Origin of the sequence: Nostoc sp. FACHB-110 (genome assembly GCF_014697425.1) — a bacterium.
Lineage (GTDB): Bacteria > Cyanobacteriota > Cyanobacteriia > Cyanobacteriales > Nostocaceae > Nostoc_B.
The window spans coordinates 50,317-65,493 of record NZ_JACJRU010000045.1; the positions used below are offsets into that span (position 1 = coordinate 50,317).

Here is a 15,177-nt window from a genome sequence, read left to right on the forward strand (position 1 = left end):
AAAAAAATAATTGCCGATAATTACAGATAATCAAGATTTTTGCTGATGTACAAGTTTAGTCTTAGAGGATGTCTGAAAAGTTTTAGACAGGTAATTTTGATTACGCAAGTTGTTTATACTCCAAAAGTAGTAATTTATATATGACTAAAGCACTAGAACACCGATTCAGTATTCAAAGTTATGGCGAAAAACCCTAGTTTCTTTGATATACTCCAACGAAAATCTGGGCTTTTTTAGAACAAAAACCTAGTTTTGGGGATTAGTGAATCGGTGTTCTAGCATTTATCTAAATTCGCCAACGGTAAAGAAATCACGGTAGAGACTGTATGGCGTTGGGATTGGGAACGATTGCTAAAATATGCAACTAATCGGTAGCTGATGTTATTCCTCCCACTTCACCAGCACCCCATCCGCCGCTACCAACCCCCACTGCGGACACTTCGCCACCAATTTCTTGATCACAATCCTCAAAGCAGGGTCATCCGCCCAGCATTCCATCAGAAAATCATCCCCTGGATTTTCGCGCCATTGTTCCGCCATCTTGAGCTTGTTCATGCGCCAGGGTCGTATTCTTGATCGCTCGACAACAGCCTCATAAGACCATTTTTCAGGATCGGAGTCAGCCGCCACAGCACAAACCCCATCATGAAGGGCTTTTGGTTCCTGGGAGGACGGGGCGGAATGGCTGTTTTCTGGAACGGCAGGGGCGACGGAAACCGTGTCTTCAGAGCGTGCGATCGCTTGATCACCCAAATCTTCATTCTTTGCCACTAATGAAGCAGAGAGACTGGGTTGAGCTTGGTTTTGGGGCTGATTGAGGTTTTCTAAATTTAAAGCGACGGGCGCGGCGGAAAAAGTGTCCTCACAATGTGCGATCGCATCACCACTTAAATCTTTATTCTTTTCCACTAACGAAGCAGACAGTCCCGGTTGAGCTTGGTTTTGGGTCTGACTGAGGTTTTCTAAATTTGAATCAGCAGGGGCGGCGGAGAAATTGTCCTCATGACTAATTTCCTGGTCAACACCCAATTCTTCCTTCTTTTCCAACAACGAAGCGGATTGACTCGGCACATCATCCACGAGCGTTAGCGATGTACAGTCCGTTACCACAGGTAACTCTTCTTTTTCTTCTTCCACGCTTTTAAGGGTTTGAGGCGACGCATCCCTCAAGGATGCGTCAGCCGTCTCATCACCATGCGAATTTTCGCTATTGCTGGAAGAACTAACTACCTTACCAACCACCTTAGTGGGTGGTTGGTAGGTAGTTAAAGAGTAGTTAGAAACGTTGTTAGGTTTCTGGAAGCCTTGCAAATCCTCACTTTTTTGACCATTCTTTTGGAATTGTTCCAAATCGGGCTGGATTTGTTTCACTTCGGGTTGGTTTTGCTTCCTCCCGGTGTGGTTGATTTCCTTCCCGGCGTGGACAGCTTTCTCGTCACAAGAATTGGTTTCGCCTGATGTGGACGATTCCCAATAGAAGCGATTGTAATAACCGTGCAGGTTACGGACACGATACCCAATCAGCCCAGGTCTACCAGAAGGCAATCGGCCAAACACTTCCTCATACTGAAATAAACCTTGAGCAGTCAACGCAGCACCCGCTTTTTGCAATGACTTATAGGTGAGATTGGTATCCAATTTGTGAGCAGACCCACCAAATTGTTCTGCTGCAACCGAGTCTAACCACAACTGCTGCACACAGGGCGGTTGCTGCCTCACCCAGTTGATGTCCTCAATCGATATTTTGCAGTGGGGTCGAACTGGCTTTTCCTCTGTTCTGCGATCGCCTTTATTTTGGCCACCTTTAATTGCCTTCAATGCTGTAGTCATATTTTCTCCTAAAATTGGGCATGACAATACGAGCGACATAGTTGCAATGCCGCATTCAGTTCTTCGGTTGTAGAAAGCGAGTCCTATTTACTGGTTTGTTTCTTTCCAGAAACGCAGTTCATCCTTGAAGTAACGGTCAGTTTTCTTGGGCTTGTCTCGCCAATGCTCCCACGCCACCCAAACCTCATCACCCATGTCTTCGATGACTTCACCCTTGGCGTTATACAAGGCACAGTAAATGTCGGCATGGGCAACGATAGAACCCAGCCCAATCACTTCGCCATCAGAAGAACCAGACTCGGTAAGGGTTTCTTCAGGAACCATTGGTTCCGCAATGAGTGAGGATTCGGTTTTCTCCAAAGCAGTGATTAACTCTGTTTCCTGGGGTGTTAACTCTGCCCAGTAGTCGGCTTTGATAACCTCATACTCAGTAGCCACTTCTAAATAATCCCACCACCTACACCCAGGCTTGGCAAGCACAGCCCGAATATCGCTAACTGCTTGAGGAATGAGTTGTAGCTGTTCGGCTCGATATGCGATCGCAATTGGTGTTGGTTCACTGCCGAGGATGATTGCAGCAGCTTCCAATGCTTGGGTATTGTTCATAGCTGTGGCCAAATTCCCTAAAGCGATGCCCATCAGCCGTAAACACTCTTGGGCATTTTCTTTCGGTGGTTCCTGGGCAAGCGATCTCAGATCAATGGTTTGGTCTAAGGCTTGCTTGACTTGCTTATTGAGAGCCTTAGTTGCTTGCTTGGTAAGAGTATTGCCCCACTCCTGAGCAGGACGTTCTTCAAGGGCGTTCTCTAAATCTTGAATACGTCGTTGTAATCGTTGGTTCTCCAGTTCTAACTGCCTCAGTCCTTCCAACTCAAAAAGCCGATGCTGCAACTGGATGTTCTCTTCCTTTTGTTTCTGAAACAGGTTTTGTAAAGCGGCTAGTTGTTCTTGTACCTGTTTTTCGGCTCTGGCATTGGCTTCTGAGAGCAAGCCAACCCTCAATTCTTCCTCCAGCCGTTCCAATTCTTGCTGGTGCTGCTGTTTCAGTTGAGCGATCGCTTCGGCGTATTCTTTGGGGTAAGTTCGCTCAGGGGTAAATGGCTCAATTGCGTCATTACTCAAATCCGCATTGTTCACCAGTTCCCTGCTGCCATCCTCAAACGTAACAATCTGCTGTCTTTGATTGGGTGGGTCAGCTGAGATGGTTCCTGATTGTCCGTATCTTGGATGAGTTGGTGACGTAACCGTGACGGTGGCAGGTTGAGGAACCACTGGTTCCTGAGTAGGGTGAACTATTGGTTCCTGAATTTGAGGAACCATTGGTTCCTGAGCAATAGTTTTTTGGCGTGGGAGCCGAGGAACTACTTTATTGGCGGCAGATGCAAAATCTGATTCACTGGGTGAGGGATTTTCAGACAGTGCGATCACAACCGCTTGCTTTAACTTGTCTGGTTCCTTAACCAAACGCAGCAGTGAACGGGCTTGACGCTCATTTTTGATGTGTTCGCCCAATTCATCGGCTGTGTCCCTGACTTTCTTCGCTCCTAACAGTTGGTTGATGCGTCGATAGCCACCCCAGGCGGATAACTCAGAAGAGCAGTATTCCTCAAAAGATTTGTAGCCAGCTTCACGATACAGTTGTTGATCTCGCATTTCGAGAATTTCATCAACGGCTTGCCATTCAAAACGGTCAATGGCAGTGAAGGTTTCTTTAATGCTGCTGTTGAGAACACTGTAAGGAAGCGTTGATGTTTTTTCTAGTGTCAGCATATTTCTTGCCCACTATGGTAAACGCACAAAAACAAACAGGGTATGCAATTTAACCAAAGTGAACACTGATACTGCTCTTTGGACTCCACCAAAAATGTGTCAGCATATATCTAGCTCACTTTGTTGCCCAACAATCTGAGTCGGCGATCGCATTGCTTGGTCGGCGGGCGGTCGCTCTCAAGTTTTAGGCTGCTTTTAGTAGATCAACTTCCGAATTTTGCTCGGATTTTCGCTTGTGGCTTTGGGATGCTTCTTTTGCTGAGTGAGCATTTAAGGTAGCACCTTTGTCAATCACTAGTTTCTTTGGTGGCTCACCCTCCTCAAGTAAGTCTCCAGGCTTGCAATCAAGAGCTTCACAAAATCTGGCTGCGGCTTCTAAAGTTAGAGACTTCACCTTATTTTGTTCAATTTTTTGGATGAACTGAGGACTATAACCAGTTTTTCTAGCTAGGTCGTTTTGAGAAAGACCAGCAGCCTCTCTCAATTTTTTTAATGCAATAAACACAATCATCCTCTCCAAATAATGCTCCTATTATAGGGGGTACTACCAATGGTTGTAAACACAAGGGACTTACATCTATTGGTATTACCAAAGCTTATGTACAACCAACAGTAGTATTACAAATCTCTATGAGAAAGTAACTACTACCATATTGACTACTACCAATGAGGGTACTAATATTGAGGGTATAGAGCAATGCAAATCACCTGCTATTAAACAGAAGCAAGATGTGAGCGAGCATAGCTCCCTGAATCTTGACAACCAAATCCCATCAAGACATCCACCACGAACAGAAGTAATTCATAGTTAGCTTCTGCAACCCTCTGTGTTTGTCTTAGCAATGCTCAAATGCCATTGGGTTTGGTTTTAAATACAGCTACGCCAAATATCGATGAGTGCGTTGTGGTCAACCACAACGTTCGTAAAAACTAAAAGCGACCGCCCCTGTCTGGTAAACAAAGCGATCGCTTTTTATCCAAGTGAATGGAGATTTTATTATGACGCATATAACTGATACACAGCAAGAATATTGTGTTAATGAACAAGATTTAGCCCAAGCCGAACTCGCGCAGTACATAAATCAGCAAGCCCAAACCATAGCACCAACCCCAGACCCGCTTACATCTCGTGACCGCCGCATCATTGCCGAGATTATTGAAGTAGACCCCGAATCAATTCGCACTCTTTGGATCGAAGCTGGAATTACTGTATGGGTGCAGTTGGTTGATAATGGACGGCTACCATTTGACCGAGACTGGTTTTATACAAGAGTACAGGAAGTTAAAGCAACACTAAGAGAAACCCCAAGAGAACGCAACGACCGTCTTAGTGAAGAATTAGAAATAGCTTGTCAAAAATACGGTTTAACTCACGGAGAGATTGACTGGCTTTCTTTCAGCACCACCCTATACTTCAACAACCGAAGAGTAGGGTTTGTAGGATACAATCGCGCCGATCAATGGTACAGCAAACAAAGGCCGTTGGGGCAGAGCCGTACAGCTATCAATATTGATGAGGCGATTGCACTGTTGGGAATCAGACAACCTGTAGCAGCGTAGTACAGACATTAAAAAAAGCGATCGCATCCTTCAACAGCGATCGCTCTCTCACCACAATGAATGCAAAATACAGCAAATATGTCTTTCCTTCAAGATCCTGACTGGGGTGAGTGCTGCGAACCAATACTTCTGTCACCAACACACCCAAACGCAGAGTTAATTGAAATCCCTGGTTATACGCTGGTCTACTGTAATGGAGCTTGCCCCAAAATCTACCGTGTCTACAAGGGTGATTCAATGCTGGGTTTGGTGTTTCAACACATCACGTATTGGACAAACGAGATAGACCAGAAACAGTACACCCAGCCGTTGAACGCAGCAGTGGCACTCGATAATTCGGCTGTAAGTATGACCAACGCAACACCCGATATTGCAGCGTAAATCAGGGAAAGGGTTAAAGGGGAAAGGTTAAAGGATAGTTCTTTATTCCTTTCCCCCTTGCCCTTTCCCCCTTCCCCAATCATTCATTCACTAACTAAAACAATGGAACCAACAGTATTAACAGTATCAATCCCTCCGGTTTGGCATTACCCCCGCTTTGGCTTTGGACAACGGACAGAACATGGTCAAATAATCGGACTCAAGTATTACGCCGAAGATACATATTTAGCCGATGAATATGGTGCAGGTTGGCGTTATATTTTACTACCAAATAAGAATACTGAAGACGATGAAACACGGATTGAGGATGACATAAAACTGCTTTCACCGCAGGAATTAAAGACAGTTTTAGAGACAGAAATTAACACCTGTCTACGCCAAATTCAAATGCTGAAACATGAATTAAATGCAGTTGGTGTCACTGTTGTAGCGGCTAACTCTACGGTTGAAGAAAGCACCCAACCGCCTTATCCACCTCTGCATGATTTAGTTGATGCCGGGAAGTTCATCCTTAAAGAAATTGCCAAACACCCCGATTACTTAACACTTGGATATCAGCCAGATTTAACTATTGGTGATGCTGAGGCTGCGCTTTCTTATCTGGAATTGGAACTTGAACCGAATCAATTCTAACGCTACATTAGGAGATTGAATTATGAGCATTAGGTGGCATGAAAATGAATTAGCAACTTTGCACGAGATGGCGGAAATGTTCACAGTCAAACAGATTGCTTTTCGGCTGAAAAGGCGGGGTTATCATCGTACCGAGTTCGCTATTGCTGGTAAGCTAAATGCTTTGGGTTACTCTACTCGTCCATTTCTCGATAATTACAGTTGTAGTGAAATTGCTAAGGCTCTTTGTCTACATTCCAGCACTATTACTAAATGGGTGAGAATTGGGTGGTTGAAAGCGAAAAAGCGTTCTGTTAGCTGTTACCAAGTCAAAAGCCGCGATTTAAAGCAGTTTTTGAATAATCCTCCGAAACCAATTAAGAACCGGATAGCGGCGATAGATCCGCAAGTTGTTCGTTATTTAGTGGGTTAATCAATCGTGAAAGTAAAATAAAATTATCTTCCGCTTAACCCTATCATGTTGCTAAGAGAATTTGAACAACAACTGCTTCAACTTGACCACAATGAGAAACTGTATATTATCCAACTTCTAGCCCAAAGTCTCACAATACAAGATACTCATTCACAACAACCAACCAAACTCTCAGAATTTTTTCGTCAATCCCCTTTGGCACAACTGGGTGATGAACTTGATCTCAGCCGAGATCGTAGCCTGAGTTAAGATGTCTTCAGCCCATGAACTACCTAATATATGTGGAGGTGCTAGATGACTCAAGCCCTACCCAACTTAACAACCTTTGAACAATTTATTGAGTGGTATCCCTCAAATGGGATGCAGTATGAATTACATAAAGGAGTTATTGTCGAAATGCCACCCCCAACTGGCGAACACGAAAATGTTGTTGGATTTTTGGCAGCACAGATCACCTTTCAATTCTTGCAAATGGGACTTCCATTTCGCATTCCCAAAACTGCATTTATCAAAATTGAGAGCAATAACTCAACCTATGCTCCCGACATTTTGGTATTAAATCATAGCAATCTTGTTAATGAACCTCTGTGGAGCAAACAATCGACTGTTATGCAAGCGGAATCTGTACCAATTGTTGTCGAAGTAGTCAGTACAAATTGGCGAGATGATTATTACGACAAGTTTAGGGATTACGAAGAAATGGGAATTCCTGAGTATTGGATTGTGGACTATGCTGCACTCGGTGGAAAAAGATTTACTGGTAATCCTAAACAACAAACTGTTACTATTTGTAATTTAGTTGATGGAGATTATCAAATGACTGTATTTAGGGGGGATGACGTTATTGTATCGCCTTTATTTACCCAACTGGAATTGACAGCACAACAAATTTTTGATTCGGCTTTGTGAAAAGTCGAGATTTAAAACAGTTTTTCAATAATTCTCTGAAACCCATTAGGAACCGGATAGCGGCGATAGATCCACAGGTGGTGAGTCATTATGGATGCTGCTTCAACTACAGCATCCACATTTGATAATTTAACTTTTGTTACCAAGGTACTGGTTGACCTAGATGGAAAAAGCCACCACTTGGGCCATCATCTTCTAGCAGGGCTAACTGGACTCCGGTTTTTGCTCCCTCTTCAATATCCATCATTGCACCTTCACCACCTAGCTCGGTTTTGACCCAACCCGGATGTGCGCTATTGACTTTTACAGGTGTGTTGCGTAATTCATGGGCTAAATGTACTGTAAATGAATTCACTGCTGCTTTAGAAGCATTATACGCAAATGGTTTTGAATCATATATAGGGGAATTAGGGTCAGCATGAAGTGTTAAAGAACCTTCAATACTCGACATATTCACAATTCGACCACTAGGACTTTTTAGGATTAACGGTAACAATGCTTGAGTCAGTTCTACTAAAGCAAAAAAGTTGGTGTTAAATGTTTGTCGAATGATATCTAAAGAAATAGAACTAGCGTTACTGGTCAACCAGTCACCATCTAGAAATATTCCGGCATTGTTAATTAAGATATCAAGTTTTCCAAACTGGTCATCAATTTTTTGAACTACAGATTGAATTTGATGACTCTCACCAACATCAAGAGCGAGTGCTGTGGCATCAATCCCTTGATTCTGTAGCTCGTTTGCGGCTGTTTGGGCTGCTTCAAGATTACGTCCGGCAATGAGAATTTTTAATCCATGTTGCCCAAGTTGACGGCTCATTTCCAGACCCAAACCTTTATTTGCACCAGTGATTAAGGCTACTTTGTGATTCGCTTCGTTCTGCCCCATTTTAGATTACTCCTGTTGAAATAGGGATGACATCACATTTAATAACAATAGGTTTAAGCTTTGTTTAAAGCCTGCGCTCAATCTTCTCACATAATTTTTTCAAGGGAAACCTAGAAAAAAGACTAGGTAAATTGTACAGAGCAATATTTCGGCAAAATCTCATTTCTTTGAAATAGTAAATAGAAAAATTGTGTCTGATTTTTCAGGTCAATTTTTTAGATTTAAATTCAGCAAGTTTATAATATTAACTAAGTAAATGCTCAAACTTAAATATTTTCCATACTCATTAATAGCTTCGCTTAAAACTACTGATTTTGAAAGCCTGAAATTTAAACTGGTTGATTAACTATGCTAATCGGGTTTTGAATGTGATTCATGAACTATTCAATATTAAGGAGATAATCACTAATGGCTGAAATTAAATTAGGCTTAGGCAATCTACCACTTCCTATTTACCTTTATGTCAAGCAGTTAGAAATCAACAGACTAACTTTAGGTCTTCATCTCGTTTTTTATGAACGAACATGATTATCTCCGCGACTTCATTATGGAGCGATTTAATTATGCAGTTATCGCAACAGTAGACCCACTGCATGATGAACATAAGTTGATGCTTCTGCAAAATAATTACTCTGAAGCAGACAAATTAGAAAAGTTAAGAGATAAAGTTTTACAAGAGCTTTACATCAAAAGAGCTAGGTCTGAAGAAATCATAAATTGGCTCCAGCTTGATAGCCAGTTAAGAGATGAAGGTACAACTTATCCTGATGTTAGAGAAACAAAGTTATGACTACTCAAATCGCAAATATTAATCTTGATTCACCCAGTCTGGTACTTGACACTATATTCACCTGGAAAGGTTCAGGACAACCAATACAACAGAGAAAGCCTAATTGCTGGGATAGCAAATGCCAACTGCGGATTTATCAGTCTTACTCTATGCCCAGCATTGTCTTATGCTCGGATCTGGACGAAGAAGACACAGGCACAAGCATTACAAACTCTTTAGAAAACGTTGCCACATTAATATGGCAACAATACCATAAACAGGAATTATTACCCAATCGTTATTTAGTCAATAATTTTCTGTTCATTGAACATTATCCTCGGAATAAAAGAAGCAGGATAACTGGAGAACCAGAAGACTTTACTTTAGTTCAATTCAATTGGGATGGTCAACGTTTCAGTAGACCTCGGTGGAGTCCTTTAACACCAAACTTGGTACTGGCTTTGATTCAACAACCTTTAACTAAATAGCTACTTTTGAAGCGATCGCTCAACCAAACTAGAGCTAAGTTACTCTTTCGTTTGCTGCTGCTGTAACTGTTGTACTGCTTCTGGGGGTAAGCCCGTAGACCGAGCTACTACTTCAATGCTAATGCCCTCGGCTAACAGGTTGAGGGCGATTTCACGGACTTTCTTGTTCCTTCTTTCAGCCTCAAATGATTGGTAGATTATAGACTCGCGCATAATGTCTTTTCTTAGCAAACGCTCAATTACTTCTTCCTCTAAAACTAAACTAGCTAAGATTGCAGTAGCAGCCGAAATATGACTTTGTGTTTGTTTTTGAGGGAGTTTATCAATAGTTTCAGCGACTTGTTGTAATGTTTTAACTTTGTTACCCGTAGCACTCAAGACAGCAAATGGTAGCAATCCTATGGATTTTATAAATGTATCTGGGGATTGTTCCCACAGACGAATTACTTCAAACTCATGGTGGAGGTTTTCAATAGAAAATGTGGTCTTATACACCTGTTCAGATGTAGTTTTTTCTAGATAAATTACTACTTGATGTATCTGTTTGTCAGGAAAGCGTTCATATATTCGCACATAGTAATAAGCCATCTCGAAAGGAAGACTTTCATCAGGCTGCGTTTGGAATTGAATATGCAATACAACTTCGTTTGATTGCAACAGTATTACACCATCAGTTCGCATTGGTTCCCAAGTCAACCCTGTTGGGCTTAATACAGTTAAAGTCATAGGTTCGCCTAACAACCAAGTAGCGAAATCAGTAGAATATAATTCACCAATCAATTTACAAGTATTGTCAAACATCATTCATTATTTAGTTAAGTTGGATGGCAGATTTTAATTATTTGAAATCGTTTATAATTGATTATTATAAACGATTAATTTTGATGATTTCAAGAATTTATCTAGTAGAGAATAGCTGCGCTGAAAATCATTGAAAGATTGAAAATATTTGTATGGAAATCAAAACAATCTCTGTTACTTATCAAAGAAAATTCAATTTGGGCGATTATGAATCGGTAGAGATAGGTTGTTCACTTTGGGGACAAATCGACCCAGAAGAGGATGCAGAAGGAGCTACAAAGTTCTTGTTTGAACAAGCCAAAGCTTCTGTCAAGAAAGCGGCTCTGCCTGTGATTAAAGCTTCAGCTTATCAAATGGGTAAGTATAAGCAATCTCATACTCAAACCTATCAAGCTGATACTGACGAATTTTAAATTTTACTGCAATTAGCTTCGCAAGTAATTGATGAATTAAGTAAACAAGGCAGCTACTATGACAGCTTTAACATTCGATTTCGACTCTCAAGAACATAAAGCTTATGACAAAACACCAGCAGCCAAAAGTATTCCTGCACCTGCTGGGATTTGGATTGCTGATGAAAACCAGCGATTAGCCGGATGGTATGAAGGCAAAGAGTTGAATGGTGGCAAGCAATTCACTGTTCTCACTAATAAGTTAGATGAGAATGATCAGAAAATCGGCATTCCCGGTGTTATCTACAGACAACCGCGAATGCTAGTGATTGGTAGATCACCTTTGATGTATGGCAACGACCGAAAAGTAATTGATGTTTGGCGAAAGAATGATGGTTTGGACAAGAACAACTATAAATTCGCCCGACGCTATATGGTGATTTTCGTTGATGATCTCAATCATCCTTTGCACATTGCGCCAGTACAAATCACAGCCTGGGGTGTATTCCAGGTATCGTTTGACCAGCAGTTAATCGCTTGGAGAGAAGAGTGCGAACAAGTTTATGCGGAGGTTCAGCGAAAACCGTATGAAGCCAAAACCCTGCTTTGGCATTCAATGTGGGTATTCTGTCCAACATTGAAAACTGAAAAGCGTGAACGCGCTGGACAAGCCTCTAACGCCTGTGTCTGTGTTGGATTTGAAAAACCAGCCATCTCAAATTGGTCAGATTATTGTATTGGCAAACAGCCTCACGCTCAAGATGTAGCTGTTCTCCACGATTCAATTACTGAATGGTGGAAGAAAGGTTTGATGAGCGAAGCCAACGGTGTGCGCCGTCCTGCGGGTACACTTGATCGCAATTTGCTGATGAGCCAGTCACAACAACTCGTCTCTGCTTTAGGTTGGACTCCAACCCAGGGACAGCAGTTCTTAATGGATAACTATGGTAAAAAGGGACGACATCTGTTAACTGATGCAGAATTTGTAGATTTCATTAACAAATTGGAGTCTATGCAAGCTCCTGATGATGAAGTTGGCTACTGGTCAGATGATATGCCTGAATAATTAACAATAAATAAGCAGCTTCTTGGGCTGCTTATTTTTTTGCGGCAACACAGTTAAAAAAATTTGAAAAATTCAACAGGAGAAAATGAAACTACTAATCATAGATACCGAAACCGCAGACGACGAAAACACTCCCTGCGAAATCTCAGCCACACTCTATCAAGTTAGTGAATATAAAGGAGCAGTTGCTTCTGTCTCAACTTTGATTCCTGTTCAAGCAAACAACGTTCAGGCAATCAACGGCATTGCGCCAGAATTAACAACTCCGTCAATACCTATTTACTTGAACGCGCTGGTTTTTTTAAAAGAGATGGCGACACAAGCTGACTACGCGGTTGCTTTTAATGCCGAGTTTGACTCGGATGTAGTTAACAAATTCTTCCCTAATTTGATTTCTGTTCCCTGGTTGTGTGCAATGAGGGACTTCAACTGGGGATACCATATAATCAATTCGCAATTCGCAATTCGCAATTCGCAATTTTCAGAAAGGAGTTAAATGTATGACTCAAAACATTAGTATTGCTGATAGAACAAAAGCTTTGGCGATAAGAATAGTTAAAGCTTGTACTTTCTTAGATGAAAAGCCTGGGGTTTGCCGAACGTTATCAAAACAGTTACTTCGTAGTGGAACAGCCTCCCAATTCGCAACTCGCAATTCGCAATTCGCAGTTAAATCAGCAAGAATTTCAAGCTTATACAAATTTAAAGATAGTAAGTATTTGATTGAATTGGGATTTATAAACCAAATGAACCTTAAAATGCTTACAACAAGTGTTTTGTATTTTACAATTGCGAATTGCGAATTGCGAACTGCGAATTGTTCTGAGAAGCTCAATCTTCTCAATCTGATAAAGACTTTCTTAGTAAATTAGAAATTGCCCTTAAAGAAGAGAGAGAAACTGAGTATTGGTTGGAAATATTAATAGAATCAGAATTAGTTGAGAAAACTAAGTTTGAATTTCTGCTTCAAGAAACCAGAGAAATTGGCAAGATTTTAGTAGCTTCTACTCGAAAAATCAAAGATAAAATAAATAATCGAAATTAATTGCGAATTGCGAATTGCGAATTGCGAATTGTTTTGATTTGGCATAAATCAATTCGCCAGTGCTTGCTGGAGGATTTTGTGGGGACGCTTGATTTTGATGTGAGCATTATCTAACGCCTTCGCGTAACAAAGAGAAAGCATTTAAAGAAGCAAATGAACATCCTCAAATATCGTGATGGCTATGTTAGTAATCCCCGTTTGATCTACTGTGGCAGACCCAAAAATGATGAATACTTGTGCCAGCAATTATTAATAGGATTAGGTAATCCCTTTACTTGGAAACCCACCAAAAAAGCTAAATTCAAAGTCAGAAACTTAGCTGAATCTTTGTCAAAATATCGTCAGTGGCTTTGGAAGTTAATCTGTTGTTATAAAGACAGAAACTTAGAGCAACTCCAGCCTTGGGAATTTCGATATTGGCAATTTATGAAATGTTTAGCGATCGCAATTTCTAATCATCAGGTGGATGGACTAGTTTGCTGGTGCATAGAAGCTAAAGACTATGTTCCAGCCAAAGGGTTAGAAAAATGCCATACACAGATACTTTATTGCGCTTGTCTATACATGATTGAGTCAGGTTTAGTTGATGTCAATTGTGACATAGACATTAATTTAAACAGTCTTTGGGAATAGCAATTATCAGTTTAGGCAGCATTTTGCTGTCTTATTTTTTTCAGGAGCAAGTATGAACAACTACAATCAAAGGTTTAACCAAAAATATCAAGCAAAGTATGACGAGACTAGACCAATTGTGATTCGATATCGTTACATCAAACGTTCAAAAGCAAGAGATGTTGTTGAAAACGCATTGTTATCAGTAGGTATTGTTTGCCTGTTAAGCACAGCATTTCTGGGAATTGGTGCATTGGGATGCTGGGGTGTGGAAATAATCGGAGCTAATTCTAGCTCTAGCATCATCAGTCAGTACAACTGGCAAGCCCGAAAGAATATTTGTTTGGGAGGAATGTTGGTATGTATTTCGGGAGTTTTAGGTAGTGCCTTGTTAAATGGATGCTTAGATTTTGATGAGAATTAGTTGGAGAAAGAGAATGTCTAAATTTAAAAGAGCATATATCGCTTGTGAAATCTTAGGAACAACAGCCGCAATTCTTGGGGGTTTTTTCCTGTATGAAGGGCTAATACCAAAACTACAATTCAATACCTTTGTTAGAGGTACTTGCTTGGTAGTTGGTGGAATGTGTTTACAAAACTTGGCACTTAATTTTAAGTTGAAATCTCAAGTGGAAGAAGACATTAACCAAACTTTAAAAGAACGGCTTCAAGCAATACCAAAGCCTTGTAGGGGGTGTCGGAATTTTCATGGTTTGGAATATGGAGGTGTGAAGCTGATATGTGCAATTCACCCGCAAGGAGTAGAGGGTGATACTTGTCCAGATTACGAGAAGTTTAGCAAGCCTTAATTAATTACCTCAGAATTAAGCACTTAGTGGTTCTGGCTCTGTATCAGCTATTTCCAAAACTCGACGCAACCAGTCTCCAGTTGCAACAACCGCAGCTTGCTTTTGTTGGGCATCAGACCATATTTCGTCCCAATGAAATAACCAACGAGTCAAAAGGCGACCTAGATCAACTAATTCACAGGCTCGGTCAATATCGTCAGCTTGCACCATGTCAGGTACAGTCCACTCAAGAAAGTATCGGCTTTCCTTGATTAGTGAGAGCATTACTTCCTGGGATAATGATTCGTCAGTCCACAAGGATTGAATTTGTGACAAGTGATTTGCTAAATGATGTAGGCGAGTAGAAACATCATCTTGCATAAAAATTTGTTGTTCTGGTGTCACTTCGATCATATATTTCCCAAGAACTCGATAATAATTTGGGCTACTCTTTCTCTAATGATAGGATCTATTAGCTCCATTGACCGATTCTGACGTGGGCGAAGATTGACCATTGACTCGAAGATCATTCTTCCAGTCAAAGGCATAAAACTGGCTGCCCAAATATTTTCTTGTCGGCTGCCATCATCAAGTAAAGCCTGTTCACAGTCATAGTGCAAATTGCCACCACCCGCCAGTATTTGCCGCTCGATATCGACTGCTGTTTTAATGTAAAACTTGTGTTCAAAGAGCATTTGCTCAAATTGTTCAGGTGTAGCGCGATTCTTAAGGGGATACAAAAAGGGCTATAATGCAGACAAAATAAGCTTCATAGCCCTTTGACCTTGTTGGTAGTAAGGACGCTTATTAGGACTTAATATCAATAATTCAG

Annotated in this window: 21 protein-coding genes and 1 pseudogene; 15 read left to right on the forward strand and 7 right to left on the reverse strand. The window is 41.1% G+C overall.

Annotated elements, in window-relative coordinates; translation table 11 throughout:
* Positions 1 to 381 precede the first annotated feature (381 nt).
* The 3 genes from H6G69_RS28005 to H6G69_RS28015 all read right to left on the reverse strand — a co-directional run bounded on the left by H6G69_RS28005 (position 382) and on the right by H6G69_RS28015 (position 4,111).
* Positions 382 to 1,830 (reverse strand): hypothetical protein, encoded by a 1,449-nt coding sequence (locus H6G69_RS28005; protein WP_190692411.1) that lies wholly within the window; start codon positions 1,828 to 1,830, stop codon positions 382 to 384.
* 87 nt (positions 1,831 to 1,917) lie between these two features.
* Positions 1,918 to 3,600 (reverse strand): hypothetical protein, encoded by a 1,683-nt coding sequence (locus H6G69_RS28010; protein WP_190692385.1) that lies wholly within the window; start codon positions 3,598 to 3,600, stop codon positions 1,918 to 1,920.
* Between the two features lie 184 nt (positions 3,601 to 3,784).
* Positions 3,785 to 4,111 (reverse strand): helix-turn-helix transcriptional regulator, encoded by a 327-nt coding sequence (locus tag H6G69_RS28015; protein ID WP_190692386.1) that lies wholly within the window; start codon positions 4,109 to 4,111, stop codon positions 3,785 to 3,787.
* Between the two features lie 488 nt (positions 4,112 to 4,599).
* Here H6G69_RS28015 and H6G69_RS28020 point away from each other — a divergent pair, with 488 nt between their 5' ends.
* The 6 genes from H6G69_RS28020 to H6G69_RS28045 all read left to right on the forward strand — a co-directional run bounded on the left by H6G69_RS28020 (position 4,600) and on the right by H6G69_RS28045 (position 7,495).
* Positions 4,600 to 5,160 carry a hypothetical protein gene (locus H6G69_RS28020; RefSeq protein ID WP_190692387.1) on the forward strand — a complete coding sequence of 187 codons (561 nt, stop codon included), beginning with the start codon at positions 4,600 to 4,602 and terminating at the stop codon, positions 5,158 to 5,160.
* 78 nt (positions 5,161 to 5,238) lie between these two features.
* Entirely contained in the window at positions 5,239 to 5,541 is a 303-nt protein-coding gene (locus H6G69_RS28025) for a hypothetical protein (protein WP_190692388.1), read from the forward strand.
* Between the two features lie 102 nt (positions 5,542 to 5,643).
* Entirely contained in the window at positions 5,644 to 6,174 is a 531-nt protein-coding gene (locus tag H6G69_RS28030; protein ID WP_190692389.1) for a hypothetical protein, read from the forward strand.
* Positions 6,175 to 6,196: 22 nt separating this feature from the next.
* The gene (locus H6G69_RS28035) at positions 6,197 to 6,586 is read left to right on the forward strand and encodes a hypothetical protein (protein ID WP_199336306.1); all 390 of its coding nucleotides are present in this window, start codon (positions 6,197 to 6,199) and stop codon (positions 6,584 to 6,586) included.
* A gap of 45 nt (positions 6,587 to 6,631) precedes the next feature.
* Positions 6,632 to 6,835, forward strand: a complete 204-nt coding sequence (locus H6G69_RS28040; protein ID WP_190692390.1) for a hypothetical protein — start codon at positions 6,632 to 6,634, stop codon at positions 6,833 to 6,835.
* A 45-nt stretch (positions 6,836 to 6,880) separates the two neighbouring features.
* Entirely contained in the window at positions 6,881 to 7,495 is a 615-nt protein-coding gene (locus H6G69_RS28045) for a Uma2 family endonuclease (protein ID WP_190692391.1), read from the forward strand.
* A 139-nt stretch (positions 7,496 to 7,634) separates the two neighbouring features.
* Here H6G69_RS28045 and H6G69_RS28050 read toward each other — a convergent pair whose 3' ends face one another.
* On the reverse strand, positions 7,635 to 8,384 hold the full coding sequence (locus H6G69_RS28050; protein WP_190692392.1) for an SDR family oxidoreductase: 750 nt from the start codon (positions 8,382 to 8,384) through the stop codon (positions 7,635 to 7,637).
* A 514-nt stretch (positions 8,385 to 8,898) separates the two neighbouring features.
* On the opposite strand from H6G69_RS28050, the gene H6G69_RS28055 reads away from it, so the two are divergent.
* Entirely contained in the window at positions 8,899 to 9,174 is a 276-nt protein-coding gene (locus H6G69_RS28055) for a hypothetical protein (protein WP_190692393.1), read from the forward strand.
* Positions 9,171 to 9,641: a hypothetical protein gene (locus H6G69_RS28060; protein ID WP_190692394.1), complete on the forward strand. Its 471-nt coding sequence runs from the start codon at positions 9,171 to 9,173 to the stop codon at positions 9,639 to 9,641. The genes H6G69_RS28055 and H6G69_RS28060 overlap by 4 nt, the downstream gene beginning before the upstream one ends.
* A gap of 39 nt (positions 9,642 to 9,680) precedes the next feature.
* On the opposite strand, the gene H6G69_RS28065 is transcribed toward H6G69_RS28060, so the two are convergent.
* Complete coding sequence (locus H6G69_RS28065; protein ID WP_313952258.1) at positions 9,681 to 10,445, reverse strand: flagellar assembly protein H; 765 nt, start codon at positions 10,443 to 10,445, stop codon at positions 9,681 to 9,683.
* Between the two features lie 149 nt (positions 10,446 to 10,594).
* Between H6G69_RS28065 and H6G69_RS28070 the strand changes: the two genes are divergently transcribed.
* The 7 genes and pseudogenes from H6G69_RS28070 to H6G69_RS28105 all read left to right on the forward strand — a co-directional run bounded on the left by H6G69_RS28070 (position 10,595) and on the right by H6G69_RS28105 (position 14,366).
* A complete protein-coding gene (locus H6G69_RS28070; RefSeq protein WP_190692395.1) occupies positions 10,595 to 10,855 on the forward strand; it encodes a hypothetical protein in 261 nt (86 codons plus the stop codon).
* Positions 10,856 to 10,913: 58 nt separating this feature from the next.
* The gene (locus H6G69_RS28075) at positions 10,914 to 11,900 is read left to right on the forward strand and encodes a DUF5895 domain-containing protein (protein WP_190692396.1); all 987 of its coding nucleotides are present in this window, start codon (positions 10,914 to 10,916) and stop codon (positions 11,898 to 11,900) included.
* Positions 11,901 to 11,985: 85 nt separating this feature from the next.
* The gene (locus tag H6G69_RS28080) at positions 11,986 to 12,396 is read left to right on the forward strand and encodes a hypothetical protein (protein WP_242072213.1); all 411 of its coding nucleotides are present in this window, start codon (positions 11,986 to 11,988) and stop codon (positions 12,394 to 12,396) included.
* A 4-nt stretch (positions 12,397 to 12,400) separates the two neighbouring features.
* A pseudogene (locus tag H6G69_RS34190) lies at positions 12,401 to 12,945 on the forward strand (four helix bundle protein).
* Positions 12,946 to 13,098: 153 nt separating this feature from the next.
* Positions 13,099 to 13,578, forward strand: coding sequence for a DUF4326 domain-containing protein (locus tag H6G69_RS28095; protein WP_190692397.1), 480 nt, complete (start codon positions 13,099 to 13,101; stop codon positions 13,576 to 13,578).
* Between the two features lie 52 nt (positions 13,579 to 13,630).
* Positions 13,631 to 13,981, forward strand: a complete 351-nt coding sequence (locus H6G69_RS28100) for a hypothetical protein (RefSeq protein ID WP_190692398.1) — start codon at positions 13,631 to 13,633, stop codon at positions 13,979 to 13,981.
* Between the two features lie 13 nt (positions 13,982 to 13,994).
* Positions 13,995 to 14,366 carry a hypothetical protein gene (locus tag H6G69_RS28105; protein WP_190692399.1) on the forward strand — a complete coding sequence of 124 codons (372 nt, stop codon included), beginning with the start codon at positions 13,995 to 13,997 and terminating at the stop codon, positions 14,364 to 14,366.
* 15 nt (positions 14,367 to 14,381) lie between these two features.
* On the opposite strand, the gene H6G69_RS28110 is transcribed toward H6G69_RS28105, so the two are convergent.
* Together H6G69_RS28110 and H6G69_RS28115 are read right to left on the reverse strand one after the other, a co-directional pair.
* On the reverse strand, positions 14,382 to 14,759 hold the full coding sequence (locus tag H6G69_RS28110) for a hypothetical protein (RefSeq protein ID WP_190692400.1): 378 nt from the start codon (positions 14,757 to 14,759) through the stop codon (positions 14,382 to 14,384).
* Entirely contained in the window at positions 14,756 to 15,085 is a 330-nt protein-coding gene (locus tag H6G69_RS28115) for a DUF5674 family protein (protein WP_277883482.1), read from the reverse strand. Before H6G69_RS28115 ends, H6G69_RS28110 begins: the two co-directional genes overlap by 4 nt.
* Positions 15,086 to 15,177 lie beyond the last annotated feature (92 nt).

Bases quoted from the DNA above. Each gene is read 5' to 3' on its own strand.
- H6G69_RS28005 (WP_190692411.1), bottom strand. From the start codon at position 1,830: ATGACTACAGCATTGAAGGCAATTAAAGGTGGCCAAAATAAAGGCGAT.
- H6G69_RS28010 (WP_190692385.1), bottom strand. From the start codon at position 3,600: ATGCTGACACTAGAAAAAACATCAACGCTTCCTTACAGTGTTCTCAAC.
- H6G69_RS28015 (WP_190692386.1), bottom strand. From the start codon at position 4,111: ATGATTGTGTTTATTGCATTAAAAAAATTGAGAGAGGCTGCTGGTCTT.
- H6G69_RS28020 (WP_190692387.1), top strand. From the start codon at position 4,600: ATGACGCATATAACTGATACACAGCAAGAATATTGTGTTAATGAACAA.
- H6G69_RS28025 (WP_190692388.1), top strand. From the start codon at position 5,239: ATGTCTTTCCTTCAAGATCCTGACTGGGGTGAGTGCTGCGAACCAATA.
- H6G69_RS28030 (WP_190692389.1), top strand. From the start codon at position 5,644: ATGGAACCAACAGTATTAACAGTATCAATCCCTCCGGTTTGGCATTAC.
- H6G69_RS28035 (WP_199336306.1), top strand. From the start codon at position 6,197: ATGAGCATTAGGTGGCATGAAAATGAATTAGCAACTTTGCACGAGATG.
- H6G69_RS28040 (WP_190692390.1), top strand. From the start codon at position 6,632: ATGTTGCTAAGAGAATTTGAACAACAACTGCTTCAACTTGACCACAAT.
- H6G69_RS28045 (WP_190692391.1), top strand. From the start codon at position 6,881: ATGACTCAAGCCCTACCCAACTTAACAACCTTTGAACAATTTATTGAG.
- H6G69_RS28050 (WP_190692392.1), bottom strand. From the start codon at position 8,384: ATGGGGCAGAACGAAGCGAATCACAAAGTAGCCTTAATCACTGGTGCA.
- H6G69_RS28055 (WP_190692393.1), top strand. From the start codon at position 8,899: ATGAACGAACATGATTATCTCCGCGACTTCATTATGGAGCGATTTAAT.
- H6G69_RS28060 (WP_190692394.1), top strand. From the start codon at position 9,171: ATGACTACTCAAATCGCAAATATTAATCTTGATTCACCCAGTCTGGTA.
- H6G69_RS28065 (WP_313952258.1), bottom strand. From the start codon at position 10,445: ATGATGTTTGACAATACTTGTAAATTGATTGGTGAATTATATTCTACT.
- H6G69_RS28070 (WP_190692395.1), top strand. From the start codon at position 10,595: ATGGAAATCAAAACAATCTCTGTTACTTATCAAAGAAAATTCAATTTG.
- H6G69_RS28075 (WP_190692396.1), top strand. From the start codon at position 10,914: ATGACAGCTTTAACATTCGATTTCGACTCTCAAGAACATAAAGCTTAT.
- H6G69_RS28080 (WP_242072213.1), top strand. From the start codon at position 11,986: ATGAAACTACTAATCATAGATACCGAAACCGCAGACGACGAAAACACT.
- H6G69_RS28095 (WP_190692397.1), top strand. From the start codon at position 13,099: ATGAACATCCTCAAATATCGTGATGGCTATGTTAGTAATCCCCGTTTG.
- H6G69_RS28100 (WP_190692398.1), top strand. From the start codon at position 13,631: ATGAACAACTACAATCAAAGGTTTAACCAAAAATATCAAGCAAAGTAT.
- H6G69_RS28105 (WP_190692399.1), top strand. From the start codon at position 13,995: ATGTCTAAATTTAAAAGAGCATATATCGCTTGTGAAATCTTAGGAACA.
- H6G69_RS28110 (WP_190692400.1), bottom strand. From the start codon at position 14,759: ATGATCGAAGTGACACCAGAACAACAAATTTTTATGCAAGATGATGTT.